Annotated in this window: 16 protein-coding genes, 1 pseudogene and 1 riboswitch; of the genes and pseudogenes, 7 read left to right on the top strand and 10 right to left on the bottom strand. The window is 70.3% G+C overall.

The window, feature by feature from the left end; translation table 11 throughout:
• Positions 1–67 precede the first annotated feature (67 nt).
• The 3 genes from GAS53_RS03510 to GAS53_RS03500 are packed head-to-tail and all read right to left on the bottom strand — an operon-like array spanning position 68 to position 3,508.
• Positions 68–991, bottom strand: a complete 924-nt coding sequence (locus GAS53_RS03510) for a hypothetical protein (protein ID WP_151475913.1) — start codon at positions 989–991, stop codon at positions 68–70.
• Entirely contained in the window at positions 988–3,078 is a 2,091-nt protein-coding gene (locus GAS53_RS03505) for a PEP/pyruvate-binding domain-containing protein (RefSeq protein ID WP_151475912.1), read from the bottom strand. The genes GAS53_RS03510 and GAS53_RS03505 overlap by 4 nt, the downstream gene beginning before the upstream one ends.
• A 10-nt stretch (positions 3,079–3,088) precedes the next feature.
• Complete coding sequence (locus GAS53_RS03500) at positions 3,089–3,508, bottom strand: hypothetical protein (protein WP_151475911.1); 420 nt, start codon at positions 3,506–3,508, stop codon at positions 3,089–3,091.
• Between the two features lie 104 nt (positions 3,509–3,612).
• Positions 3,613–3,785: riboswitch (cyclic di-AMP (ydaO/yuaA leader) on the top strand.
• Between the two features lie 57 nt (positions 3,786–3,842).
• On the opposite strand from GAS53_RS03500, the gene GAS53_RS03495 reads away from it, so the two are divergent.
• Positions 3,843–5,171, top strand: a complete 1,329-nt coding sequence (locus tag GAS53_RS03495) for a C40 family peptidase (protein ID WP_151475910.1) — start codon at positions 3,843–3,845, stop codon at positions 5,169–5,171.
• A gap of 83 nt (positions 5,172–5,254) precedes the next feature.
• Here the strand turns inward: GAS53_RS03495 and GAS53_RS03490 are convergent, their stop codons facing one another.
• A complete protein-coding gene (locus GAS53_RS03490) occupies positions 5,255–6,154 on the bottom strand; it encodes a DUF4394 domain-containing protein (RefSeq protein WP_225858692.1) in 900 nt (299 codons plus the stop codon).
• 134 nt (positions 6,155–6,288) lie between these two features.
• Positions 6,289–9,654, bottom strand: coding sequence for an AfsR/SARP family transcriptional regulator (locus GAS53_RS03485; protein WP_151475909.1), 3,366 nt, complete (start codon positions 9,652–9,654; stop codon positions 6,289–6,291).
• 247 nt (positions 9,655–9,901) lie between these two features.
• Between GAS53_RS03485 and GAS53_RS03480 the strand changes: the two genes are divergently transcribed.
• Positions 9,902–12,289, top strand: a complete 2,388-nt coding sequence (locus tag GAS53_RS03480) for a SpoIIE family protein phosphatase (protein ID WP_151475908.1) — start codon at positions 9,902–9,904, stop codon at positions 12,287–12,289.
• Positions 12,290–12,301: 12 nt separating this feature from the next.
• Here GAS53_RS03480 and GAS53_RS03475 read toward each other — a convergent pair.
• Positions 12,302–13,345 (bottom strand): annotated as a pseudogene (locus tag GAS53_RS03475) (RNA polymerase sigma factor); the annotation flags it as partial.
• 279 nt (positions 13,346–13,624) lie between these two features.
• Between GAS53_RS03475 and GAS53_RS03470 the strand changes: the two are divergent.
• From GAS53_RS03470 to GAS53_RS03450, 5 genes are all read left to right on the top strand, one after another.
• Entirely contained in the window at positions 13,625–14,500 is an 876-nt protein-coding gene (locus tag GAS53_RS03470; protein ID WP_151475906.1) for an aminoglycoside phosphotransferase family protein, read from the top strand.
• Positions 14,501–15,353: 853 nt separating this feature from the next.
• Positions 15,354–16,631 (top strand): ABC transporter substrate-binding protein, encoded by a 1,278-nt coding sequence (locus GAS53_RS03465; protein ID WP_192582928.1) that lies wholly within the window; start codon positions 15,354–15,356, stop codon positions 16,629–16,631.
• 4 nt (positions 16,632–16,635) lie between these two features.
• On the top strand, positions 16,636–17,619 hold the full coding sequence (locus tag GAS53_RS03460; protein ID WP_151475904.1) for a carbohydrate ABC transporter permease: 984 nt from the start codon (positions 16,636–16,638) through the stop codon (positions 17,617–17,619).
• A 7-nt stretch (positions 17,620–17,626) separates the two neighbouring features.
• Positions 17,627–18,502 (top strand): carbohydrate ABC transporter permease, encoded by an 876-nt coding sequence (locus tag GAS53_RS03455; protein ID WP_151475903.1) that lies wholly within the window; start codon positions 17,627–17,629, stop codon positions 18,500–18,502.
• A 60-nt stretch (positions 18,503–18,562) separates the two neighbouring features.
• Positions 18,563–20,173 (top strand): glycoside hydrolase family 43 protein, encoded by a 1,611-nt coding sequence (locus GAS53_RS03450; protein ID WP_151475902.1) that lies wholly within the window; start codon positions 18,563–18,565, stop codon positions 20,171–20,173.
• Between the two features lie 137 nt (positions 20,174–20,310).
• Here the strand turns inward: GAS53_RS03450 and GAS53_RS03445 are convergent, their stop codons facing one another.
• The 4 genes from GAS53_RS03445 to GAS53_RS03430 form a co-directional block, all read right to left on the bottom strand.
• Entirely contained in the window at positions 20,311–21,369 is a 1,059-nt protein-coding gene (locus GAS53_RS03445) for a LacI family DNA-binding transcriptional regulator (RefSeq protein WP_151475901.1), read from the bottom strand.
• Positions 21,370–21,578: 209 nt separating this feature from the next.
• Complete coding sequence (locus GAS53_RS03440; RefSeq protein ID WP_151475900.1) at positions 21,579–22,505, bottom strand: carbohydrate ABC transporter permease; 927 nt, start codon at positions 22,503–22,505, stop codon at positions 21,579–21,581.
• Positions 22,505–23,389, bottom strand: coding sequence for a carbohydrate ABC transporter permease (locus GAS53_RS03435; RefSeq protein WP_151475899.1), 885 nt, complete (start codon positions 23,387–23,389; stop codon positions 22,505–22,507). The genes GAS53_RS03440 and GAS53_RS03435 overlap by 1 nt, the downstream gene beginning before the upstream one ends.
• A gap of 10 nt (positions 23,390–23,399) precedes the next feature.
• Positions 23,400–24,749, bottom strand: a complete 1,350-nt coding sequence (locus GAS53_RS03430; RefSeq protein WP_151475898.1) for an ABC transporter substrate-binding protein — start codon at positions 24,747–24,749, stop codon at positions 23,400–23,402.
• Positions 24,750–24,870: the final 121 nt, after the last annotated feature.

Raw genomic sequence — 24,870 nt, 5'->3', positions numbered from 1 at the left:
TAACCCGACATTACGTCTGTTATCGGGCGATGTGAGCGAGGGCACAGATCATCGGGGCGGGCGGTGATCAGCGGATGGGCGGCGCCTGGCCCTCGCCCAGGATGTCCGCCAGGGCCCGGTTGGCGCCCGTGTCGCCGAGGCAGCCGCGCAGCCGTAGCAGGTCGTGTTCGCGCAGTGCGGGGCGGATCACACCGGCATAGACGCCTTCGCCCAGGGAGCTCAGTGGAGCGTGCTCGCTCAGACCCCTGGTGGAGCGGCGGCAGCTCTCCCACAGCTCGCGGGCCGCCACGCCGCGCACCGCGGCGTTCTGGTTCCACCGGACGTCTACGCGGAAGACCACGGTGGTGGCCGCGGAGTCGGGTGCCTGCTCGCGGCGGGTCTGCGCGGTCTCCGCCAGGAAGGCCACGAGGAGGACCAGCACCGCCGCCCCGGCCGCCGTGCCGACCCATTTGGCCATCGCGCGGCCCGGTCGGGCGGGCGGCACCGCCGGATAGTCCTCCAGCGCGGCGACCGTACCGTCCGGGCCCGGACCACGGATGCCGCCCGGCGGCGCGGCCAGGTGGAACAGGCGTCCGGCCAGATGTCGCTCCGCGCTCGCCCGGCCGGTGGTGGAGGCGATCTTCTGGATGACCAGGGCCGCGACGGACAGGACAGCGCCCGCCGCCATGAGGACGGGCACGAAGACGTACGTGCGGTGCGTGCCGTCGATGTCCTCCGCGTCCAGCCAGCGGAACCGCTGAGGGACGTTCTCGTGCCGCTGCTCCAGGTGTCTGCGTACCTGTTCGACGCGGGCGTCCGAGGCGGTCATCTGCTGCTGCAGACGGCTCAGGCGGGCGAGCACCACCGCGCCCACGAGAAAGACCTCCACGACCAGGAGGAGCACCCCGCAGATCAGAGCGCGCTGCCACTCCCAGCGGTAGAGGTAGACGAACAGGTAGACGGCAGCGGCCGTGGCGGCGAGACCGCCGATGACGTAGCTGACGTACTTCATGGCGTGAGCGCCTCCCCGGCTTCTCCCACGGCCGTGGCCGACGGCTCCACCGTGCCGCTGCCGCCGTCCACGCTCAGCTCGGTGCCCGGCGGGAACCGCTCGACGGCGTCGGGTACGCCGACCGCGGTCGGCACCCGGTACTCACGGGCGAGGACCGCCAGGTGGGACAGGGCACTGCCGGTCTCGGAGACCAGGCCGGCGAGGCCCGGCAGTACGGGGGCGAGCGCCGGATCCAGGGCCCGCACCACGAGGACCGCGTGCTCGGGCCGCTCGCCGTGGCCGTTCCAGGCGGTACCGGTGCCGAAACCGCCGCCCGCGCCCTGTCCCGCCCCGGGGCCGGCGCGGCCGAGGTGTGCGGCGACCGGGCTGCCGTCCGCGGCGAGCCGGAAGACGGCCGGCAGCTCGGGGCTGTCCGGGCGCAGAGAGCGCCGGGCGAGGTCGGCAGGCTGACCCGCACCGGCGAGCGCGGCGGTCAGCTCGTGCCAGCGCAGTGTGCACAGGCGGGGCAGCGCCTGTCCGTCGGGCTCCAGCCCCGCGGCCTCCAGCCGGGTGGCGAGTTCACGGACCATGCTCGCCTGCATCTCCTGGACCCAGCGGATCCGCAGTCGCAGCCCCTCGCGCACCGGCAGCATCGCGATGCCGCGGGGCACCGCGGTCCAGCCCGTCTGCTGCGGCAGATGCGCGCGGTGGGTGAGGGACGGCGGCAGCAGTATCAGCAGTACCGGATGCCGCGCCAGGAGTTCCGCGTCGGTCTGCCCGCGCAGGCGCCCCTCGGCGAGCAGGGCCAGCGCCTCACCGACGGCGGTGGCGCCGCTGCCCTGCCCGAGCAGTGCTCCGGCCAGCGACTCCTGCGCGTGCAGCGACGACAGTACGGCCCGCCCCCAGGCCAGGGCCGACTGCATCTGCCCGGCGAGCAGCTCGGACGGTGCCGGGAGTTCGCCGAGTTCCCGGTCGACGTCGGCCATCAGATCCATGGCCAGCAGCGGCAGCGCGGTACGCAGCCGACCCACCCGCCAGGCCGCCGAGGCGCGCCGGGCGCCGGGAGCGGGGTTGATGAAGTCCAGTACGGGATGGGCGGAGGGCACCGCACCCAGCAGCCGCAGGTCGGCCGCGGCACGACCGTTGACCGTGGTGACCACGGGCAGGCCGCGCAGTTTGCGCCGGGGCGCGGTGCCCGCGATGTCCAGGGCCAGCGTCAACCCGTGCGACATCGGCAGCACCCACAGGTCCTCCTCCAGCGGCTGCAGTACGCCGGGGAAGGTCTCCGCCACCGGCCCCGGGCCGAGCAGCCGCGCGCCGGGCGCCGCCCGCACCGCCATGGCCGTGATGGGGCGGGCCTGGAAGAGCCACAGCCTGCCCTCCGCGTCGAACCCGAACTCCAGGTCCTGCGGTCCGCCGAAGACCTCCTCGGTCCTGCGGGCCAGCCGGACCAGCTGTGTCAACCGCCGCCTGCCTATCAGCCGCCGGCACCAGGGCTCGTCCGGTTCCGTGCCGACGACCCGCGCGTACCGCGTCAGTTGATAGCGCACCCCCAGGCTGGAGCCGTTGACCAGCTGGTCCGGACCGCCTCGCACGGCGCTGATCAGGATGCGGTCGGTGCGGCCCGCGACGGGATCCGCGCCGAACATCACTCCGCCCGCCACGGCGCGGAGCATCGGCTGCACCAGCACCGCCATGCCGTGCCGCGGCACCTGTCCGCAGGTCGGTACCCCGGCCCGCCCGGCCGAGTCCAGGACACTGTGCACCGCGGTGGTGAAGTCCGCCCAGCCCCGCACGTCCAGGACCGACTCGAAACGGCCCGCCATGGAGGACTCCACGGTGTCCTCGTGCGCCGACGAGGACCGTACGACCAGCGCCCGCCTGTCCTCACGGGTCAGCTCGCGCCAGGCCCGGTGCAAGGCCTTCTCACCGCTCGGCGCGGCACCGCCGGCGAGCTGCGCCGGCACGATCACGAAGCCGGGCAGTACCGGAAGGCCGGCCACGGCCGCCCGCGCCAGGTTCGCCGCCTTCGAGCCCGTCAGCGACGGATCGAGAGCCGCTTCGCTGTCCAGCCGCACACACGCGAGCCGTGCGGCGTCGATGCCCATGGCCGGCTCCTCACGCAGGTACGTCCCAGTGATCAACTCTGTGCCCGGCAGTACGGCCGCCGCGAGAACTGATGCGGCATTGGGGAATGCGGCGGATGCTCCTGACGGCCACGGCCACGGCCACGGCCACGGCGTACGGCGTACGGCGTTCGGCCGCGTCGTACCGGCCGCGACGCTCCGCGCTGGTCTCGCGTCGGTGGCAGTCGGTGTGTCCAGCGGCGGCGGGCCAGGTGGGCGGCGCCGATCGGGTCGGCCACCTGGTCGGCGTGACGACGACCGGATCGAGGACGGACACGAGACCGGCGATCGCCTGCCCGACCCGGCAGCCGGTCTCCATGAACAGGTCGAGGGCGTCGGGGCACCCTCGGGAACGGCGCGGATGACCATGTCGTCGTCCGGCGTTGTCTCCGGCGAATACGGCGAAGGTCACAGTCGTATATCGGACACTTCGTTGTTCAATCTTCACACGAGGCGCACAAGTTGGCTAAGTTGGCGACAGGCCGCACGACTCCCTCCGGTGAACCTCGCCGGGTCGCGCAGCCTCCGCCGAATCCGGCGCGCCCATGCGGCAGCCGGAGCCGGGGAGCGAACCGACCTCGGGGTGAATCGGCCCAACCGCCCAGCAGGGCAAGGGCCGTAGGGGGCACCTTCCGGAACCGTCGGCCCGAACCCGACAGCTGACTCGGTAGGCGGAGCACGGAAGGAGTGCGACTCCCATCGCGCCGGAACGAACCCAGCGCCCCGGAGGCACCAGCCTCCCGGGTATGACCCGGCCTGCCCTCGCGACGGCGGCCTCCACCTCCGTGGACCTGTTCTCCGCGGCCGGCGGCGGCACGCCTGCCCCGGGAGGCGACGCACCGAGCCGCGAAGAGGTCCAGCAGCGGATCAGCAGCCTCTACGACCAGGCTGAGAGCGCCACCGGGAACTACAACGCGACCCGTGCGACGACCACCGGCCCGCGCAACCGCGTCAAGCCGGAGCGCGACAGCGGGCGCGGGCGCCCGGCCCCGGAGCGCACCGATGCTGCCCCGGAGCGCACTGGTACCACCCTTGGTGACGTCGCCAAGCAGTGGTTCGACGTGGGGCGCACGCAACTGGGCCCGATCGTCCCGGCGGTGCTGCCGCCCGACAGGATGCCGGACCGCCGCCCGGCCGAGGCCCGGCCCAAGAGCCCGGCGGGCCGTCCGGGGGATCGACCGACCGGCCGTGACCGGGAGTCGGCCGGCAAACCCGTCCTGGAACTGACCGCCGGGCCTGCCACCAGGGCGGTTGCGGGACCCGTGGCGGAACTGACCGCTGGGCCGGTGGCGGAGCTGACTGCCGGGCCCTTCGCCGCGCTGCCCGCCGTGCCCGAGCCACGGCAGGAGATCGCCAAGGCCCTGCCCGCGCCCGTCGCCGAGCCGCAGCAGTCGCTGAGGACCTCCAAGGAGCGGATCCAGCGGAAGCTCGCCAGCGCCCGTGAGCTGCTGTCCGGGCACGCCGCACTGCGGAGCACGCCGGTAGCTGCGATCGAGCCTCCGCGAGTGGAGAGCACCTGGCGTACCTCTGTGGAACAGGAGTACCCCCCGGCCTGGGAGCAGTGGTGGCAACCGCAACCGGAACCTCAGCTCCAGCCCCAGCCGGCCGGTCTCGACACGGCCCTGACCGCCGGCACGGTCCTGTCCATCGACACGGCCCTGTCCATCGACACGGGCATGCCCATACGCGCCGATGGCGTGCCGGACCCGGGGTACGGAGGGAAGGCCGCGAAGGCCATCGACTTCGCCCGGGGACAGATCGGCAAGCCGTGCGTCTGGGGTGCGACCGGACCGGACTCGTACGACTGCTCCAGCCTCATCCAGTCTGCCTGGAAGGCCGCCGGGGTCGCGCTCCCGCGCAATGTGCTTGATCAGGTAACCGCTGGCACTGCCGTCACACTCGCCGACCTCCGGCTCGGTGATCTGATCTTCTTCCACGGCACTGTCGGCCACGTCGGCCTCTACATCGGCAACAGCACGATGATCCACGCACCGAGCCCGGGAGCCTCCATACGCGAGGAGTCGATCTACTGGGCGGGAGAGGCGGCGATCCACGGCGCGGTACGGCCCGCCTGACTCGGCGGGTCCGTGCGCTCGGAGGCCGTGTCGGCACGTGCCGACACGGCCTCCGAGCTTTCGGCGGTCTTCGGGAGCCCCGGTCAGTTCGAGTCGAGCGCGACGGCGATGTCGGTGATGTTCGCGGGGAACTGATCCACGAAGGACGTGGCTCCGGTGAGGACGTCGACGGTGTAGAAGCTCGGCGACGTGTCGGTGCCCGCGAAGAAGGTGGCGAAGGCCGTGTTCGCGATGGTCTTGCCGGCGCTCACGTCGCTGAAGATGTCGAAGCCGGCGTTGGCACCGGCGTTCTGGCCGAGTGAGCCGGTCCCGACCAGCAGGCCCATGGCGGGCGGTGACTGGATGACGACCTGGTCCGTGGTCGTGTTGAGGTCGAACAGCGTCGTCGCGGTGTCCGAGATCAGGTCGTTGTTGGTGTAGGCGGCGGCGGTGACGCCGTGGGCCGACGCCCCGTCCGTGGTCAGCGGGGTGTTCGTGGCGGTGCTTCCGTTGGCGAGGTTGTGCGCCAGGTTCTGACCGGTGTCGCTGATGATGCGCAACCGGTCGGCCGCGGGGTTGAAGTCGACACCGAAGTTCGTGCCCTGCAGCGGAACACTGAGCTGCGAGACCTTGGTCACCTGCGGGTCCGGGACCGCGGGCGGGGTCTTGACCGTGTAGATGCCGCCCTTGTTGCCGACCAGGTACATCAGTCCGTTCTGGACGCGGAAGTCGATCCCGATGGCGGCGGTGTCGCCGACGAGCCCGTTGATGCGTCTGAACCAGTTGAGCGTGCCGGGGTCGTCGGTGCTGAACGCGGCCATCCGCGTGCCGTCGTCCGTGATGCCGAACGCCGGCAGGCTGGGCGTCGCCGCCGCGTGGCCGGCGCTCGGGGTGGCCACGACGAGCGCCGCCAGGGCGGACGTGGCCGCGGCCGACGCGGCCAGTTTCTTCCTGAGCCCTGTTTTCATCGCTTCTTCCCTCTCGGTCAGCGTGCGCGTGAACATGAACGTGAGCGTGTGGTGTGGCAGAGGCAGTGCGGCATGGTCCGCTGGCCGGGCCATCTGCCGACGACCGCAAGCTATGGGGCGGGACTGGACATCCACTGGACGGTGGTTGAACGGCCGAACGCTCTCCGGGATCAGGGCCTCGGTGTGCTCGACGCGGCGGCTCCCGCCCAGCTCTTCAGGGCCCGGCGGGTGCGCTCGATACCCGCGCGTGCGCGGGCCAGTTGGTCGTGTTCACCGGTGACCGCCGCGACCGTGGCGGCGGAGGAGTGGTGGTCGAGCGCCGCGTCGTGGAGTCCGCTGCCGTGGAGCGCCTCGGCGAGGCCGTTGAGCGCCGACGCCTCGCCGAAGCCCTCCCCATTCGCACGGAACAGTTCGAGGGCGCGCCGCTGACATGCAGCCGCGTCCTCGAAGACGCCTTGCCGCAGCCGGATGTCGCCGAGGGCGGACAGCGCGTACGCCTCGCCGCCCTGGTGCCCGAGCTGCCGGAAGAGGGCGAGGGCCTGTTGCTGCCGCTCGGCCGCGGGCTCGTACTGGTCCAGGCGCAGGAGGGCGTTGCCGAGGTGGGAGAGGGTACGGGCGCGGCCGATCCGGTCACCGGTGAGGTCGTGCAGGGCGAGGGCCTGGCGCTGATGACTGGCAGCCTGCTCGTACTGGCCCAGCCGCAGGCAGACATTGCCGAGGTTGGTGAGGGTACGGGCCTGGCCCACCTGGTCGCCGGTCTCCCGGTAGAGGGTGAGCGCCAGTCGATGGTCCCGTGCGGCGTCGTGAAGGCGGTCCAGCCGCCAGTGGACATTGCCGAGGTTGGACAGCGTTCTGGCCTGCCCCGCTCGGTCCTCTGTACGCCGGTGCAGTTCCAGGGCCCGGACGAGGTGGTCCGCGGCCGTTCCAGCGTCGGCGAGCCGCCAGTGCACGACCCCGAGGTTGGTCAGCGCGTGCGCCTGTCCGCTCAGGTCACCGATCGTCTCGGCGGCACGCAGGGCGTGGCCGTGGATCTCCAGTGCCTCGGTGTGGTGACCGGCGTCGAGATGGCGGAAGAGGAGGGCGGCCAGGCGGACGGCATGCCCGGGGCTGCCGCGGTCGGCGGCGACCGCACAGACGGCGGCCAGGTTGGAACGCTCGGCGTCCAGCCAGACCCGCGCCGCAGCCGGGTCGTCGACGATGAGCGAGCCTTGCGCGGGTGGCGCGACGACGGGTCTGTGGTGCCGCTCGGCGGGGTACAGGGCGTCCATGGCGGCCGCGGCTGTGCTCAGGTAGTGGTCGAAGAGACGGGCCAGCGCGGCCTGCTGCGCAGCCTCGTCGTCATGCGTACGGGCGAGGCGGTACGCATAGGCATGCAGCAGGTCGTGCATGCTGAACCGACCCGGCCGGGCGGGCTGTACGAGGTGGGCACGGGCCAGCAGCGCGAGAGTTCTGGCAGCCTGGGCGGGCCTGCTGGCGGCTGCCCGCCCGTCGCCCGGAACGTGCCCCGGCATCCCGCCGGGCACCTCGCCCGGCGCGTCACCCCGTACCTCGTCCGGCCCTTGACCCTGGCCCGGCCCCTCCTCCGGCACACTGGGCGGGAGTTCGTCCCGTGCTTCGCCCAGTAGGGCGGCGACGGCGTGGGTGTCGGCCTCTGGCCCCGGGTGCAGGCTCAGCAGTCGGAAGGTGCGGGCTACGGGGGCGGGCAGGCGCTCGTACGACCAGGAGAACACCGCCTCCACCGCCGCGCGTCGGTCGCCGCCCGCGTCCAGGAGGTCAAGGCGCCGCTGCTGGTCGGACAGCTCCGTCACCAGGTCCGCGAGTAGCAACGACGGGCGGGCGACGGCCAGTTCGGCCGCGACTCGGAGCGCCAGCGGGAGACGTACACATTGTTCGGCCAGGGCGGCGGTCGGCCCGGGTTCGGTGTTGACGCGCGCGCCGATGAGCGTCCGTAGCAGCGCGACCGCGTCGGGCGGCGGGAGCGGGCCCAGATCGATACGGCGGGCGCCGTGCAGGGCCACCAGGCCGGCCAGGCTGTCCCGGCTGGTGACCACGACTGCGCAGGAGGGCGAGCCGGGAAGCAGCGGACGGACCTGTTCCTCGGACAGGGCGTTGTCCAGGACCACCAGCATCCGCCGGTCGGCCAACTCGGTCCGGTACCGGCTCGCGCGGTCGTCGATGTCGAGCGGGATCGCATCACCGGGAACCCCCAGAACGGTGAGGAACCGCGTGAGGGCGTCACCGGGAGGCATCGGGTGGTCGGGATCGTAGCCACGCAGGTTGACGTAGAGCTGACCGTCGGGGAACCGGTGTCGCGCCCGGTGCGCCCAGTGGACCGCCAGCGCGGTCTTCCCCACCCCGGCCGTGCCGGAGACCACGGAGACGGCCGCCGCCGTCGGGCTGTCGGCCGCCGCGCTCAGCAGCCGGTCGAGAGCCGAGAGTTCGGGGGCGCGGCCGGAGAAGTCGGGGACGTCCGCGGGTAGTTGGGCGGGTAATCGCGGAGGACGCGGAGGACGCGGCGTGACCAAGTGCGGGGGCAGCCCCGCGGATAACTGTGCGGACAGCGTGCCCGCGACGCCCGCCGGGACCGGCCCAGTGACAACGTCCTCAGCGTGGACATCCCCGTCGCTGGAACCGTGGCCGTGACCGTGGCCGTGGACATGCTCGTGGCCGGAACCGTGGCCGTGTCCGTCGGCACGTCCGTGACCGGGACCGCGGACAGGGACATCCCCGTGGCCGAGACCGGAAGACCCGGTGCGGCGGCGCAGCACCGCCGCGTAGGCCTCGGACAGCGCCGGGCCGGGTTCGACGCCGAGTTCGTCGGCCAGTCGGCGGTGGCTTCGCCGGTAGACGGCGACCGCCTGGTCGCGTCGCCCGACGGCCTCGTACGCTCTGACGAGCCGGGCCTGAGCGTCCTCGTCCAGTGGCTGTGCGGCCGCGGTCTCCTCCAGGACAGGGAGTGCGTCGGCGCTTCTTCCGGCGGCGATCATGGCGTCGCCGTACTGGGCGATGACGCCACGACGTTCCTCGGCCAGCGCGACGACCACCGGGTGGGCAGCGAGGAACGGCAGGTCCGCGAGGGGCGGTTGCTGCCACAGCCCGAGCGCGTCGGTCAGCAACGCCGCGGCTCGCTCCTGGCCGTCACCCCGACCGCCCCGCCCGTCCCGTGCATCCCGCCCGCCCCGTCGTACGGTCTCCGCCGCGGCGACTAGGTCCCGGAAGCGCAGTAGATCGATGGCGTCGGACGGCACACGCAGCGCGTAGCCGTCGCCGAGCCGGGGCAGCACCGCACTGGGAGCGCGCGGCGGCCGGTCCGGCTCCAACAGGCGGCGCAGATGCTTGATGTGGGTCTGGACGACGTTCGACGCGGTCGCCGGAGGATGCTCGCCCCACAACGCGTCCGCGATCCCGAAGAACGGCAGTTGCTGCCCCCGGGACACGGCGAGCAGGGCGAGAACCGCGCGGCGCCGGGGCGAACCGAGGTCGAGGCGGGTGCCGTCCCGCCAGGCGCAGACCGGCCCGAGTACCTGAATGCGCATGCGCTCCCCGCCCGCCGTTTCACAACTCCCTCACCATTCTCTTTCTTTATCCCCTTCATCGGCATATCTGGAAGACACATTCCGGCCCAGTGCCGCGCAATCGCCTCCGTGACCGAGGGCCGGAGACGACTTCGTGCAGGCAGACGCCGGCGACGGCTTCATGAAGGTCCCGCCACGGGGCTCAGTGCCCTGACGGGACCGCGCACTTCGCTTGATGCGAATGCCGAATGGGACCATTCTTGTACACATGGTGACATTGCCGCGCGACGGAGGGCGGGCGGCCACGGCCGGTGACGCCATGGCGGTGGTCGACGGGCGCGGCATCATCACGGGCTGGAGTGAAGGGGCACGCCTGCTGACGGGATACACCGCGGGGGAGGTCAGCGGACGACCGGTGTCGGAGCTGGTGGACGGGGAGCCCGGCACGGCCTGGCGGACGCTTCGGAAGGGCGGCAGCGCGGTGGTCCCCGTGCGGCGCCAGGACGGGCGGCGGGCGGAGCTGGCCCTGCGCGCGTGCCCCCTGCGGGGCGACAAGGGGGAGCCGCAGGGGTATGTGATCACCGCGGCACCGGACGAGCGCCGCCGCGATCTGGCGGAGCTGGCATTCCGCCAGGCGTCGATGTCGATGTCGATCTTCGACACCGAGCAGCGGTATCTGCGGATGAACGACACGGCGTGCCAGATCATGGGCGTGCAGGAGGCGGAGTTCCTCGACCGCCACTTCCCGGACACGGTGGAGAACGCGGAGCACAGCCGCGGCTTCCTGCGCCATCTGCGCAAGGTCGTCGAGACCGGTCGGCCGGTCCGCTACGAGAGCTGGACCCGCGCACCCTCCGGCCTGCGGATGCACGCCTGGAACACCGAGATGTGGCCGATCAGGGACCCCTCGGGGGAACTGCTGGGCACCGCGCTCGCCGCGTTCGACAGCAGCGAGCAGCACTGGGCGCGGCAGCGGCTCGCCATCCTGAACGAGGCCGCCACCCGCATCGGTACCAAGCTCGACGTGATCCACACCGCCCGTGAGCTGGCCGAGCTGGTGATCCCCAGGCTGGCCGACTTCGTCAGCGTCGATCTGCTGGATTCCGTACTCCAGGGCGAGGAACCCGCCGTCGGCCCGCTGGGCGACGACGTGGAGCTGCGCCGCGTCGCGCACCACTCGCGCAACGCCGGGGTGCCGGAGGCCGCGATCGACCTGGGCGCGGCGGACGTCTATCCGGCCTTCTCCCCGCCGGCCCGCGCGCTGGCCACCGGCGGGGCGGTACTCACCAGGACCGGCGACAAGGACGTCGACGCGTGGCTCGCGGGCCACAGCGCCCGGTCCGCGAGGATGCGCGCGGCGAACGGCGGCGAGTTCTCCCTGATGGCCGTACCGCTGGTGGCACGCGGTACGACGCTGGGTGTGGCGGTCTTCATACGGCTGCTCACCCCCGAGAGCCCCGACCCCTTCGACAGCGACGACGTGTCGCTGGCGCAGGAGCTGACCAGTCGCGCGGCCGTCTGCGTGGACAACGCCCGCCGCTACACCCGGGAGCGTACGACCGCGCTCGCTCTGCAGCGCAGCCTGCTGCCCCAGGCGATGGCGGGGCAGGCGGCGGTCGAGTTCGCCTCCCGCTACCTTCCGGCGCTGTCGCAGGCGGGCGTGGGCGGCGACTGGTTCGACGTGATCCCGCTGTCCGGAACCAGGGTGGCGCTCGTCGTGGGGGACGTCGTCGGGCACGGTATCCACGCCTCGGTCACCATGGGCCGGCTCCGTACGGCGGTATGGGCCCTGGCCGACGTCGACCTGCCACCTGACGAGCTGCTCACACACCTGGACGACCTGGTCGGACACCTGGCGGCCGACGAGAGCGCGATGATCGGGGAGATCGGCGCCACCTGCCTGTACGCGGTGTACGACCCGGTCTCCCGCCGCTGCACCGTCGCCTCCGCCGGGCACCCGCCGCCCGTGGTGCTGCTCCCGGACGGAACCGTGCAGGTCGTCGAGGTGTCCGCGGGACCGATGCTCGGTGTCGGCGGGCTCCCGTTCGAGGCCGCCGAGCTGGAAGTGCCCGAAGGGGCCGTCCTCACCCTCTACACGGACGGTCTGGTCGAGGCCCGCGAGCTCGACGTGGACGCGGGCACCGCCGCGCTCTGCACCGCCCTGGCGGCCCCGGCCGGGAACCTCGAGGACGCCTGCGACAACGTCCTCAAGGCCCTGCTTCCGGAGCGCCCGGCCGACGACGTGGCGCTGCTGCTGGCCCGTACCCGCGCCCTGGACGCCGAGCAGGTGGCCGTCTGGGACCTGGCCGCCGATCCGGCGGTGGTCGCCACGGCCCGCCAGTACGCCACCGAGCAGCTGACCCGCTGGGGACTGGACGAGGCGGCCTTCGTGACCGAACTCGTCGTGAGCGAACTGGTCACCAACGCCATCCGCTACGGCGGCTCCCCGATCCAGCTCAGACTCATCCGGGACCGCGCCCTCATCTGCGAGGTCTCCGACGCCAGCAGTACCTCGCCCCATCTGCGCCGGGCCCGCACCTTCGACGAGGGCGGCCGCGGCCTGCTGCTCGTCGCCCAGCTCACCGACCGGTGGGGCACCCGCCCGAGCGGCACCGGAAAGACCATCTGGGCCGAGCAGGCACTGCCGCTGCAGTGAACCGGCGCAGGCTCAGTCCAGGAGGCCCACGTAGTCGCGCAGTGCCTGTGAGCGGGAGGGGTGGCGCAGCTTCGACATCGTCTTGGACTCGATCTGGCGGATGCGCTCGCGGGTGACTCCGTAGACCTGGCCGATCTCCTCCAGGGTCTTCGCCTGGCCGTCCAGGAGCCCATACCGCAGGGTGATGATGCCTGCCTCGCGCGGGGTCATATGGGCGAGGATGCCCTGGATGGTGTCCTTGAGGAGGAGGAACGTGACCGCGTCGAAGGGGGAGACGCTCTCGCTGTCCTCGATCACGTCACCGAGTTCGCTGCCGCCGTCTTCGCCCAACGGCATGTGCAGCGAGACGGGATCCTTGGTGTACGCGTCGAGTTCGACGATCTTGGCGACGGGCAGCTCCATCCTTTCCGCCACCTGCTCGAGCGTGGGCTCGACGCCCAGTTCCTGGAGCATTTCCCGGCGGAGTCTGGCCACTCTGTTGATGATCTCCACCGCGTGGACCGGAATGCGGATGGTGCGGCTCTGGTCGGCCAGGGCCCGGGTCAGCGCCTGCCGGATCCACCAGGTGGCGTAGGTCGAGAACTTGAAACCCTTGACGTAGTCGAACTTCTCGACGGCCCGAATCAGACCCGTGTTGCCCTCCTGGATCAGGTCCAGAAAAGTGAGGCCCCGCCTCGTATAACGCTTGGCGATGGAGACGACCAGACGGAGGTTCGCCTCGGTGAGGTGGGATTTCGCCCGGTGGCCGTCCTCGGCGAGGATTTCCAGCTCGCGCCGGAACGTCGGGTCCAGATCAGGCCCTTCCTCGAGCTTCTGCTCGGCGAACAGGCCGGCCTCGATCCTCTTGGCGAGGTCGACCTCCTGCGCGGCGCTGAGGAGGCGGACGCGGCCGATCATCTTCAGGTAGTCCCGTACCGGATCGATCGAGGCGCCGTCGGAGGCGAGCTGCGGTTCGGGGGCGTCGGCGTCGTAGTCCGGAGACAGCAGAAGAGCCTCCTGCCCTTGCCCCTGTTCCTGCGTGTCCGTCTCCATTGCGGTCAACATCTCTTCCCGTGCCTCAGTTCTGGTGCAAACTCGACCAATGCCGAGCAAGACCTTTGGTCTTCAGGAATCCTGAATTCTCGTCATCCACGGTGATGTTTGATGGGCGTGGGAATCGTCATCAGGCTCGCCCCATTACGGTACACCCGCCGCTGCCCCGGCCGGGCGCCCTGTATTGCCGCAAAATTTGCGTGACATGAATCACGTGCTCTGCGCGGTTGATTCGGTCGGTGGATTCTGAACCCATGGTCAATGGCCTGCTGGGGCAGGGTGGCGGCATACTTTGACGCCGACATGAGTACGTCGTTTTCCGGGGACGTCCCCGACGAGTTCGGCGCCGGGGACTTCCTGGACCGCTGGGCGCTGAGGCCGGACGGCCCGGCGGCCCATGGTATGGCCTCGTTCGTCCTGCCGGTGACCCGCGCGGACGGTACCCCGGCGGTGCTGAAGTTCCAGCAGCTCAGCGAGGACAACGCGGGCGCCGCGCCGGGGCTGCGGGTGTGGAACGGCGACGGCGTGGTGCGGCTGCTCGACCACGACCCGGACACCGGCACCATGCTGCTGGAACGGCTGGACGCGGCCCGGCCGCTGTCGACGGTGGCCGATGACGACACCGCCCTGCGGATCCTCGCCGACCTTCTGGCACGCCTGGTCGCGGTGCGCGCGCCGGACGGCATACGGCGGCTGGCGGACATCGCCGCCGCGATGCTCGACCAGGTGCCGCACGCGCTGCCCGCACTCCGCGATCCCGCCGAGCGGCGTCTGCTGCACACCTGCGCGTCCGCCGTGGCCGAACTCGTCGGAGAGGCCGGCGACCGACTGCTGCACTGGGACCTGCACTACGACAACGTCCTCGCCGGACAGCGGGAACCGTGGCTCGCCATCGATCCGGAGCCCCTGGCCGGTGACCCGGGTTTCGACCTGTGGCCCGCGCTGGACAGCCGCTGGGACGCGGTGACGGCGACCGGCGATGTGACCCGTACGGTTCTCCGCCGCTTCGACGTGCTCACCGAGGCCCTCGCGCTGGACCGGCGGCGAGCGGCGGGCTGGACGCTGGGCCGCATCCTGCAGAACACCCTGTGGGACATCGAGGACGGCAGGACCGTGCTGGACCCGCCCCAGCGGGCCATCGCCACGGCGGTGCTGGGCCGCTGGGCGGGTGGCCGGTAACCCGACTGATCCCGTCGGGCACCGCCCCGAGCCCCCGGTGCCAGGTGGCCCGTCTCGGCTGCCCTCCAGGCGGTTCTCGCGTGCGTACCCAGCCGCGGGCGGGGCGGCGGCGCATGGCTCCCGTGGCGGCGACCGGGAGCGTGACCATGAGCCCGCCGCTGAAGCACGGCGGCGGCCCAGCAGGGTTCGTTGTAGCGGCCGACCCTCCGCGTGGGACCAAGGCTGCGGCGTGCCGGCGGCAGTCGCCGAAGACGGCCGCCAACGCTGCGATGCGCTGCCACGCTGCGATGCGCCCCGCGCCCCGCGCCACCGCCGAAGGCCGCCGGCCGTGGCGGCAGGCTTCGGTTCCTCTGGCCGGCCGCGCGCGACGAACACGCTGTGCCGAACGACGACGAGGACGAGGGCGACGACGATCGGCGGACGCGCTGCCGTCGCCCAGAGCGGGGCCACGGCGAGACGTGACTCCGCGGCCGGCGATGACGGCCGCAGGACCGACGGCGGGTCGATGGAAGCGGTCGGCCGAGGCGGTCGGCGCTCGTATGTCGGTTCGGCGGGCGAACTCCCTTCGTCGCGCGGCCGGTTGGCGCACCTGTGAACTCCCCGAATACGCCGCTCACAGGCGCCGCCACCCACCAGCCGCCCGTCCCACCGCCGCCCAAGCCCTATCGAAAGTTTCGAATAGCGATGCTCACGCGACGGAAACATTGACCCCGTAGCAACCGGTTCCTACATTAAGCGCGCCTCAACAAGGCGTGAAGGGACAGGGATTCTCCTGGTTTCTCCGCGTCGAAAATTATCGAAATACCGAACACGCAAGCCGATGCGCCGGATGCGAATACAGAGGGGTGAGGGCATGAAATACCACGCCAGCCAAGGGATTCGGGTGGCGGCGGGCGCCGCGGTCATCGCCCTCACGGCGTCGGCCTGCGGCGGGGGTTCCTCGGACAGCGCCGACGGCACCGTCACTCTGACCGTGACGACCCACGTCGACTACGGCTACCGGGACCTCTACAAGGAGTACGAGAAGAGCCACCCGGGCGTCAAGATCAAGGAAGTCCTCATCGAGGACCTGCCGAAGAAGCTCGTCACCCAGCTCGCGGCGAACCGCGGCGCCTCCGACGTGGTGGGCCTCGGCGACGACATCATCGGCAAGTTCAAGCCCAGCAACCAGCGCTTCCTCAACCTCGCCGACCACGGCGTCAACAACACCGACGACCCGTGGGTGAAGTGGGCGTACGACTACGGCACGGTCGACAACGGCAAGTACGTCATGGGCATGCGCACCGACCTCGGCGGCCTCGGCATCTGCTACCGCACCGACCTCTTCAAGGAGGCCGGCCTGCCCACCGACCCCGAGCAGGTCAGTCAACTCTGGCCCACCTGGGACAAGTTCACCGAGACCGGCGAGAAGTTCCGGGCCAAGGTGAAGGACGCCTCCTTCACGGCCAATACCGGTGACGTCTGGGTCGGTATGGGCAACCAGCACAAGGAGACCTTCTTCGCCGAGTCCGACGATTCCTTCATTGCGGACAAGAACACCACGCTCGAGCAGAACTTCCTGACTGCCGCGAACATGTCGGTGGAGAAAGTCAGCGGCGGATACCCGCCCTTCTCCCCGGAAATGGCGAACGCCCTGAAGAACGGCAAGGCAGCAACCGCTGTCTGCCCGGCCTGGAAGCTCGACCGCACCAAGGAGGCCTCCGGACCGGAGAACTCCGGCAAGTGGTCCGTGGCCGCGGCCCCGCAGGGCGGCAACTGGGGCGGCTCCTACCTCCTGGTGCCCAAGCAGAGCAAGCACCCCAAGGAAGCCGTGGAGCTGGCCCGCTGGCTGACCTCGTCCGAGGTGCAGAAGAAGCTGTTCCTCTCGAAGGGCTACCTCTCCAGCCACCCCGCGGTCTACAACGACCCCGAGGTGCAGGCGAAGAAGGACCCGTACTTCTCCGACGCCCCCACCGGCAAGATCTTCGCCGAGGCCGTCGACTCGATGGAGCCCATCTACCGCGGCACCAAGGACAGCGACGTCGCATCCTCCTTCATGAACGCGCTGCTCCGCGTCGAACAGGGCAAGCAGAAGCCCGAGGCAGCCTGGGACCAGGCGATCGACGACGCCAAGAAGGTCGCGGGGGAATGACCCGATGACGGTCACCGAGACCCGCCCCGGGACGGAGGCCCCCATGGCCCCCGACCCGGGGCGGCACCACCGCCGCCGGGCCTGGCGCTCCCGCCTCACCCGCTTCGACCTGCGCTACACCCCGTACCTGTTCATCCTGCCGTTCTTCGTGATCTTCGGTGTCTTTGCGCTCTGGCCGCTGCTCTACACCGGCTGGATGTCGTTCCACGACTGGGCGATCATCGAGGGCGACCAGGGCTGGACCGGCCTGGGCAACTACCAGGACCTCTTCGCCGACGAGTACTTCTGGAACGCCCTGCTCAACACCGGGCTCCTGCTGGTGCTGGGCGTCGGCGGCGAACTGCTGGTGGCGCTCTGGCTGGCCGCCCTGCTCAACCGGAAGCTCAGCGGCAGCGCGTTCTGGCGGGCCGGCATCGTCCTGCCGCACATTGTGTCGGTGGTCGCCGTCAGTCTCGTGTTCGCCCAGCTCTTCGGCTTCCAGACCGGCATCTTCAACGACGTGCTGGGTCTGGTCGGCATCGACCGGATCAACTGGCAGGCGAACCGCTGGTCCGCCATCATCGCCGTCTCGACGATCATCATCTGGCGCTGGGCGGGCTACTTCGGGCTGATCTTCCTCGCCGCGATGCAGGGCGTCCCGCGCGAACTGCACGAGGCCGCGATGATCGACGGAGCCTCCAGGCGACGCATCTTCTGGTCGATCACCGTGCCCTCGATCCGGCCCACGATCATCTTCAGTGTCGTCATGTCGACCATCATCGGCATGCAGACCTTCGCCGAACCCCAGCTCTTCGACGTCCAGGGCACGGAGGGCACGGGCGGCAGCGACCGGCAGTTCCAGACGCTGATGATGTACCTCTACGAGAAGGGCTTCCGCGAGTTCAACGCGGGCTACGCCGCCACGCTCGCCTGGGTGATGTTCCTGCTCATCGCCATCGTCTCGGGCATCAACTACGCGCTGTCGCGGCGCATCGCATCGAAGGACTGATGCCGTCATGACCCTGGCCCTGCGCACCGCGCCCCGGTCCCGCAAGAACGCAGCCGACCAGACGGGCCGACGGCCCGGTTACCTCGTCTACGCCGCGCTGGTCGGCGCTCTGGCCGCGTCGCTCTTCCCCCTCTACTACTCCTTCATCCTGCCCACCCGCGACAACTCGGCGATCGGCGACTCGCTGCTCAGCCTCACGCCGGGCGGCAACCTGTTCCACAACATCCAGCGCGTCTACGACACCGTCGACTTCTGGCTGGCGCTGCGCAACTCGATGATCATCTCGACGACGATCACGGTGTGCTGCGTCCTGCTCGCCTCACTCGCCGGGTTCGCCTTCGCCAAGCTGCCGTTCCGCGGCCGCAATGCGCTGTTCGTGGCGGTCGTGATCACCGCCATGCTCCCGACGCAGCTCGGCATGATCCCCCTGTACATGCTGATGGGGGACCTGGGCTGGATCGCCACGCTCCAGGCCGTCATCGTCCCGGCGCTCGTCAACGCCTTTGCCGTCTTCTGGATGCGACAGGCCTGCGACGAGTCCGTGCCGTACGAACTCGTCGAGGCCGCACGCGTCGACGGCTGCTCCACGCTCGGCATCTTCTGGCACGTGGCGCTGCCCGCGATCCGTCCGCAGGCTGCCGTGCTGGCCATGTTCACCTTCATGGCCAGCTGGAACGACTTCATGTGGCCGCTGATCGTCCTCGACCCGTCCGTGACGCCGACCGTGCAGACCGCGCTGTCCTCGCTGGCCAGCGGCTACGCGCTGGACTACACGCTCATCCTCTCCGGCGCCGCCATCGGCGTACTGCCGCTGCTCGTCGTCTTCCTCCTGCTGTCCCGGCAGATCGTCGCCGGGGTGATGCAGGGCGCCGTCAAGGGCTGACCCACCACGACCGTCAAGGGCTGCCTCACGGCCCCACCGACCCTGTGTGAAAGGACCTGCATGACCGCGGGCCAGATCCGTAACCCCGTGCTGCCCGGATTCCACCCGGACCCGAGCATCGTGCGCGTCGGCGCGGAGTACTTCCTCGCCACCTCCACCTTCGAATGGTTCCCGGGCGTGCCCGTGCACCGCTCGACCGATCTCGCCCACTGGGAGCCGGCCGGTCACATCCTGGACCGCCCCGACCTGCTCGACCTGCGCGGAGTCGTCGACTCGGCGGGCGTGTGGGCGCCCTCGCTCTCGTACCACGCAGGGCAGTTCTGGCTGGTCTACAGCATCATGCGGACCATCGGGCACCCGTACAAGGACCTCGACAACTACCTGATCACGGCCCCGTCGATCGACGGCCCGTGGTCGGAGCCGGTGTTCCTGAACTCCTCGGGCTTCGACCCGTCGTTCTTCCACGACGAGGACGGCCGCAGCTGGCTGCTCAACATCCAGTGGGATCCGCGCGCCGAGCATCCCTCCTTCGCCGGGATCCTGCTCCAGGAGTACGACGCCGCCAAGCGGGCGCTGATCGGGCAGCCGCGCACGATCCTCACGAACGAGGAACTGATCGAGGGGCCCAACGTCTACCGGCGGAACGGCTGGTACTACCTGATGCTCGCCGAGGGCGGCACCGGCTGGAACCACGGCATTCTGATGGCCCGCTCGCGCGAGCTGACCGGACCGTACGAACTCGACCCGGACGGCTCGCTGTTGACGACCCGCGACGCCCCCGACTGGCCCTTGCAGAAGGCGGGCCACGGTGAGCTGGTCGAGACGCCGGAGGGGGAGTGGTACCTCGCCCACCTGGCCTCAAGACCCGTACAGACGCCCGACGGGCCGCGCTGCATCCTCGGCCGGGAGACCTGCCTGCAACGCGTGGCCTGGACGGACGACGGCTGGCTGCGGCTGGCCGACGGCGGGCGACGGCCGAGCCTGGAGGTCCCGGCACCCACGGGGGTGGAGCCGGGACCTGCCGCCGCGCCCGTCACTCGCGACGACTTCAACTCGTCCTCGCTGGACGGGAATTGGAGTACGCTCCGCGCGCCCGCGACCGCCGACTGGCTGAGCCTCGATGAGCGTCCCGGACATCTGCGGCTGCGTGGCCGGCAGAGCCCGCACTCACGGTTCGACCAGAGCCTGGTCGCACGGCGGCTCACCTCGGTGCGGTGCGAGGTGACGACGGTCGTCGACTTCCGCCCGTCCCACTTCAGTCAACTCGCGGGCCTCATCTGCTGGTACGACACCTCGACGCACTACTACCTGCGCCTCACCCATGTCGAGGGCAAGGGTCGCGTCCTGGGCGTGGTCCTCACCGACGACGGCGCGTACGGAGAACTCCCGGACAGCGAACTCTCCACGGACCACTGGCCGTTGGTGCACCTCCGGGCCCGCTTCGACGGTGCGGAACTTCGCTTCTCCGCGTCGCCGGACGGGACCGACTGGCGGCCGGTGGGTCCGCCCCTGGACGCGAGCAAGCTCTCCGACGACTACGGGAGCCGGCTGCGGTTCACCGGCGCGTTCGTCGGGGTGTGCGTCCAGGACCTGGGCGGGACCCGGGCCTCGGCGGACTTCGACTGGTTCGAGATGCGATCCCTGGACAGCGGGGCCGGCGGTCAGGAGTAGAAGTTCTTCCGCCGGCGGTGCTCGGCGAGAAGCGCGAACTCCTCGGCGGTCAGAGGCGGTCAGAGGCGGTCAGCGGCGGTACGTCGCTGACCGCCGCGTCGCGTTCCGCGTTCGCCGGGACCGCCGCATCCCGACGATCAGCGGCGCGATTCGGACGCCGTGTGCGGTGGCGCTGTACTCGCACGGCGCACCAGACGCGTCGAGAGTTCCGTGCGGGTGCTGTCCGGCTGCTCGCCCGCCATCAGCCGTACCAGGAGGCGCACCGCCGTGCCCGCCATCTCCGAGAGAGGCTGGCGCACGGTCGTCAGGGCAGGGGTGGCCCAGCGCGCCTCGGGGAGGTCGTCGAAACCGACCACGCTGATGTCGTCCGGCACCCGCAGGCCGCGCAGGGCCAGGGCCTGGTAAACGCCGAGAGCCATCTGGTCGGAGCAGACGAAGACGGCGGTCGGCGGTTCGGGCAGGTCGAGGAGCTCGATCATCCGGCGGTGGGCGACGGCCTCGTCGAAGTTGCCGCAGCGGAGATACTCCGGGCGGTGGCGCACGCCCGCCGCCGTGAGCGCGGAGCGGTAGCCGGCGACGCGGGCGGTGCTGCAGAGCTTGCTCTGGTAGCCGCCGATGACAGCGATGCGCTCATGTCCGAGGGAGAGCAGGTGTTCGGTGGCGGTGACGCCGCCGTGCCAGTTCGCCGCGCCCACCGACACCACTCCCGGTGCCGGCTCGACGGCCGGGTCGATCATCGCGAACGGAATGCGGTGCTGGTCGAGCCAGGCGTACTGGGACGGGGTCAGCTCGGCCAGGTTGAAGAGCACTCCGGAGGAGCCGCGGGCGGTGAGTTTGTCCAGCCAGCCGTGTTCCGGGCGTCCGTCCCGGGTCCGGGTCAGGCCCGCCGAGACCACCACCTCCAGGCCCGCGTCGTGCGCCGCCTCCTCCACGCCGTGCAGGATCGCGCCCGACCAGGAACTCCGCAGCGAGTACACGACGAGGTCGAGCAGCCTGGGCGACGCCATCGTGTCGTCGACCCGGTGTCTGCGCACATAACCGAGCCGGTCCAGTGCCGCGGTGACCCGGCGGCGCGTCTCCGCGGCCACGTCCTGCCGACCGTTGACCACCTTGGACACGGTCGGCACGGATACCCCGGCCTCACGGGCCACGGCCGCCAGCGTCGGCCCGGTCGTCGTGCTTCCGCCCCGCACCATCCCGGCGCCACCTCTCAGTCGGGCAAGTGAGCCGGACTCCAGTGAAGTCGGCGCCCCTTCAGGAGCGCGGGGAACTGCGCGACCAGCCCCCACCGGCCCGCACTGCACGATCCGGCCGGAGGCACTCGGTCGCTACGCAGTACCCCACGCCGACCCGGACCAGCGAGGGTCCAGGTCGATGTCGAGGATGACGGGGCCGCGCGCCGCGGTCACTTGAGCGCTCCCATGGTGACGCCCGACCGCCAGTAGCGACGCATCGCGACCATCATGATCGCCATCGGCACGATGGACAGCAGCGCTCCGGTCAGCACGAGGCTGGTCAGGTCGACGCCCGACTCCAGCCGCTTGCCGGACCAGTTGTACAGGCCCAGGTTGAGGGTCCAGTTCTCCTCGCCGCGCAGCACGGTCAGCGGGAGGAAGAACGCGTTCCAGGTGTTGACGAAGGCGAGCAGGAACACCGTGGCGCCGCCCGTCGTCATCATCCGCAGCACGATGCTGAAGAAGATCCGCAGCTCGCCGGCGCCGTCGATGCGGGCCGCCTCCAGGAGCTCGAAGGGGATCGTGGCCTCGGTGTAGACCTTGGCCAGGTACACGCTGAACGGGTTGATCAGACACGGGATGAGCATGGCCCACGGGGTGTCGACCATCCCGATTTTCGAGAACAGCAGGTACAGCGGCAGGGTCAGCAGGGCGATCGGGATCAGGAACGCGCCCACGACGCACGCGAACACGGCACCCCGGCCCGGAAAGTCGAATCGGGCCAGGCCGTAGCCGGTGGCGAGGGCGATGAGCGTGCCGCCGAGGGAGCCGACCCCCGCGTACAGGAACGAGTTGGCGGTCCAGCGCAGGAAGATGCCGTCGTTGTACGTGAACACCTGCTGCAGGTTCTCCCAGAGGTGCATGTCGGAGAACCACAGCCCGTTGCTCTGGTACAGCCCCACGCGGTCCTTGGTCGCGGCGATGATCAGCCAGTACACCGGGAACAGGCTGTAGGCGCTGGCCAGCGCCAGACCGACGAGGAGGAAGCGCTGGCCGCCCCGGGAGCGCGCGGCCGGGTCCGGGCGGGTGAGCCGCCGCACGGTGCGCCCACGGGGCAGATCGGTGCCCGTCTCCGTGCGGTTTTCCGTCAGTGCCATCAGTCCGCCTCCCTCGAGGTCAGCCGGTAGAAGAGGAAGGACGCGAAGCCGAGGAACAGGGCGAGCAGCACCGACAGGGCCGCGGCGTAGTTGTAGTTGCCGGCGTTGAACGCCTGGTTGTAGATGATCATGATCGGGGCGAAGCTGTCGCTGACCGTTTCCGGGGTCACGTTCCGGAACAGCGCGGGCTCGTTGAAGATCTGCAGCATCTGGATGATCGACAGCAGAGCGGTCAGGACGAGCGCGCCGCGCACGAACGGGATCTTGATGCTCCGTGCGATCCGCAGCTCCGAGGCGCCGTCCAGCCGCGCGGCCTCGAACAGCTCGCGGGGCACGCCCTGGAGCGCCGAGTAGATGATCACCATGTTGTAGCCGACACCGTGCCAGGTCAGCAGATTGCCGATGGACGGCCACACCATCGAGGGGGCGAAGAAGTTCCAGTCGAACCCGAACAGCTCGCCGATCGGTGTCAGGGGGCCCACCGCGGGGCTGTACAGGTTGATCCACACGATGGCCGCGACCACGCCGGGGATCATGTACGGAACCAGCAGCACAACCCGGAACCGGCCGGCCACCCGCGAGGTGACCGCGTCCAGGAAGAGCGCCAGCACCAGGCTGATGACCAGCATGAACGGGATCTGGACGCAGGCGAACAGCACCACCCTGAGGATGGAGGTCATGAACGCCGAGTCGGTCAGGCCCTGCTGGTAGTTCTCCAGCCCGACGAACTCCGTGGTCGCGCCGCCGAGCCCCAGCCCGGACTGCTTCTCCAGGAACAGCGACTGGTGGACCGCATAGCCGATCGGAAGCAGGTAGAGAAAGAGGAAGCCGAGCTGGAAGGGCACCGTGAACGCGGCACCCTTCCAGCGCTGGGAGCGAATCATCGAGTCTGCCTCAGCCCTTGACGCTGATGCCGCGCTGCTTCAGGTCGTTGACCGTCCACTCCTGCATGTGCGCGAGCAGGTCGGTGACCTTCTGCTTCTTGCTGACGACCGAGGCCCACTCGTCCTGCATCTCCGTGAACATCGCGGTCCAGTTCGGGCCGAAGGTCCAGTCGTCGGTGACGGTGCTCATGCTGTCCGTGACGACCTTCTGGGCCGGCTCGTAGTTCTTGCCGAGCAGCTTCTCGGGGATCGCCTCGGAGACGTACGCGCTGGTGTCGGCCACCGCCGGCATCACACCGCTGCCGGTCTCCGGGCTCGCCATGGTCTTGACCGCACCGGGGTCGGTGGACATCCACAGCGCCGCTTCAGCGGCCTGCTCCTTGTCCTTGCACTGCTCGGTCACCAGCGTCAGGTTGCCGCTCTGGTTGGTGCCGGCCGGTGTCTTGGCCGCCTCGCCCTTGAAGGTCGGCCAGGGGGCCAGCGCCCAGTCGCCGAAGGACTTGGTGAAGTTCTGCACCATGCCCGACATCTGCCAGGTGGAGATCTGCCGGGTCACGGTGCCGGCGTTGTCGTAGTTGCGCTGCACGGCCGCGTAGTCGGCGAAGGAGAGCTTGGAGTTCAGGTCGTTGTCGATGATCTCCTGGATCACCTCGGCCGCCTTCAGGGTGCCCTCGTCCTGGAAGTTCACCTTCCAGGAGTTGCCGTCGATGCTGTACCAGTGCGCCCCGGCCTGCATGGCGAGCACCTCCAGGGTGCTCGGGTCCTCACCGGCGTAGTTGGTGATCTTGATGTCGTGCTTCTTCAGTTCCTTGCCGGCCGCGATGAACTCGTCCCAGGTCGTGGGCGGCTCCAGGTCGTACTTCTTGAAGACGTCGGTGCGGTAGATGGTGAAGGCGGGCGCCGAGCTGGTGGGGACGCCGTAGACCTTGCCCTGGACCTGGCCGACGGCCCACGAACCGGGGTTGAACTTGTCCTTGCTGGACTCGACGTACTTGGTGATGTCGGCGAGTGCGCCCTGCGAGACCCAGCTGGTGACGTACTCGCCGGTGTTCTGCAGCAGGCAGGGCGCGTTGCCCGCCTTGACGGCATTGGTCAGCTGCTTCTGCATGGTCAGCTGGTCGGTGACCTTGCTGTACTTGAGCTGGACGTCCTTGTGGCTGGCGTTGAACGCCTTGACGACGGCCTCCTGGCCGTTGGCCCAGCCCCAGAAGTCGAGGGTGACCGGACCGGAGGACTTGGGCTTGTCGGAGTCGGAGTCTCCGGAGCCGGATCCGCCGCAAGCGGAGAGCAGACCTGTCAGCGCGAGACCCGCTATGGCGGTGCGGGCGACTCTTCTGCTGCGGGGGCTGGTGGAATTCATCTGACCGTGATCCTTCGGGGTGTGGACGTTCTCGGATCGGGGGGCGGCGGCTCGGTGATGGCCAGGAACGGCGGCCGAAGATCGTCGACTCGCGGTTGCGGGGGATGGCCAAGCAGAAGCT

Source organism: Streptomyces albicerus, from assembly GCF_008905045.1.
Lineage (GTDB): Bacteria > Actinomycetota > Actinomycetes > Streptomycetales > Streptomycetaceae > Streptomyces > Streptomyces albicerus.
The sequence above is the reverse complement of the archived record's forward strand: the minus strand, read 5'-3'. Positions and strand labels throughout refer to the sequence as shown.

Excerpts from the sequence above, each read along its gene's own strand:
- GAS53_RS03440 (WP_151475900.1), bottom strand. The coding sequence starts at position 22,505 with ATGGCACTGACGGAAAACCGCACGGAGACGGGCACCGATCTGCCCCGT.
- GAS53_RS03505 (WP_151475912.1), bottom strand. The coding sequence starts at position 3,078 with ATGGGCATCGACGCCGCACGGCTCGCGTGTGTGCGGCTGGACAGCGAA.
- GAS53_RS03510 (WP_151475913.1), bottom strand. The coding sequence starts at position 991 with ATGAAGTACGTCAGCTACGTCATCGGCGGTCTCGCCGCCACGGCCGCT.
- GAS53_RS03490 (WP_225858692.1), bottom strand. The coding sequence starts at position 6,154 with ATGTTCACGCGCACGCTGACCGAGAGGGAAGAAGCGATGAAAACAGGG.
- GAS53_RS03450 (WP_151475902.1), top strand. The coding sequence starts at position 18,563 with ATGACCGCGGGCCAGATCCGTAACCCCGTGCTGCCCGGATTCCACCCG.
- GAS53_RS03430 (WP_151475898.1), bottom strand. The coding sequence starts at position 24,749 with ATGAATTCCACCAGCCCCCGCAGCAGAAGAGTCGCCCGCACCGCCATA.
- GAS53_RS03480 (WP_151475908.1), top strand. The coding sequence starts at position 9,902 with ATGGTGACATTGCCGCGCGACGGAGGGCGGGCGGCCACGGCCGGTGAC.
- GAS53_RS03470 (WP_151475906.1), top strand. The coding sequence starts at position 13,625 with ATGAGTACGTCGTTTTCCGGGGACGTCCCCGACGAGTTCGGCGCCGGG.
- GAS53_RS03460 (WP_151475904.1), top strand. The coding sequence starts at position 16,636 with ATGACGGTCACCGAGACCCGCCCCGGGACGGAGGCCCCCATGGCCCCC.
- GAS53_RS03445 (WP_151475901.1), bottom strand. The coding sequence starts at position 21,369 with ATGGTGCGGGGCGGAAGCACGACGACCGGGCCGACGCTGGCGGCCGTG.
- GAS53_RS03455 (WP_151475903.1), top strand. The coding sequence starts at position 17,627 with ATGACCCTGGCCCTGCGCACCGCGCCCCGGTCCCGCAAGAACGCAGCC.
- GAS53_RS03435 (WP_151475899.1), bottom strand. The coding sequence starts at position 23,389 with ATGATTCGCTCCCAGCGCTGGAAGGGTGCCGCGTTCACGGTGCCCTTC.
- GAS53_RS03465 (WP_192582928.1), top strand. The coding sequence starts at position 15,354 with ATGAAATACCACGCCAGCCAAGGGATTCGGGTGGCGGCGGGCGCCGCG.
- GAS53_RS03495 (WP_151475910.1), top strand. The coding sequence starts at position 3,843 with ATGACCCGGCCTGCCCTCGCGACGGCGGCCTCCACCTCCGTGGACCTG.
- GAS53_RS03485 (WP_151475909.1), bottom strand. The coding sequence starts at position 9,654 with ATGCGCATTCAGGTACTCGGGCCGGTCTGCGCCTGGCGGGACGGCACC.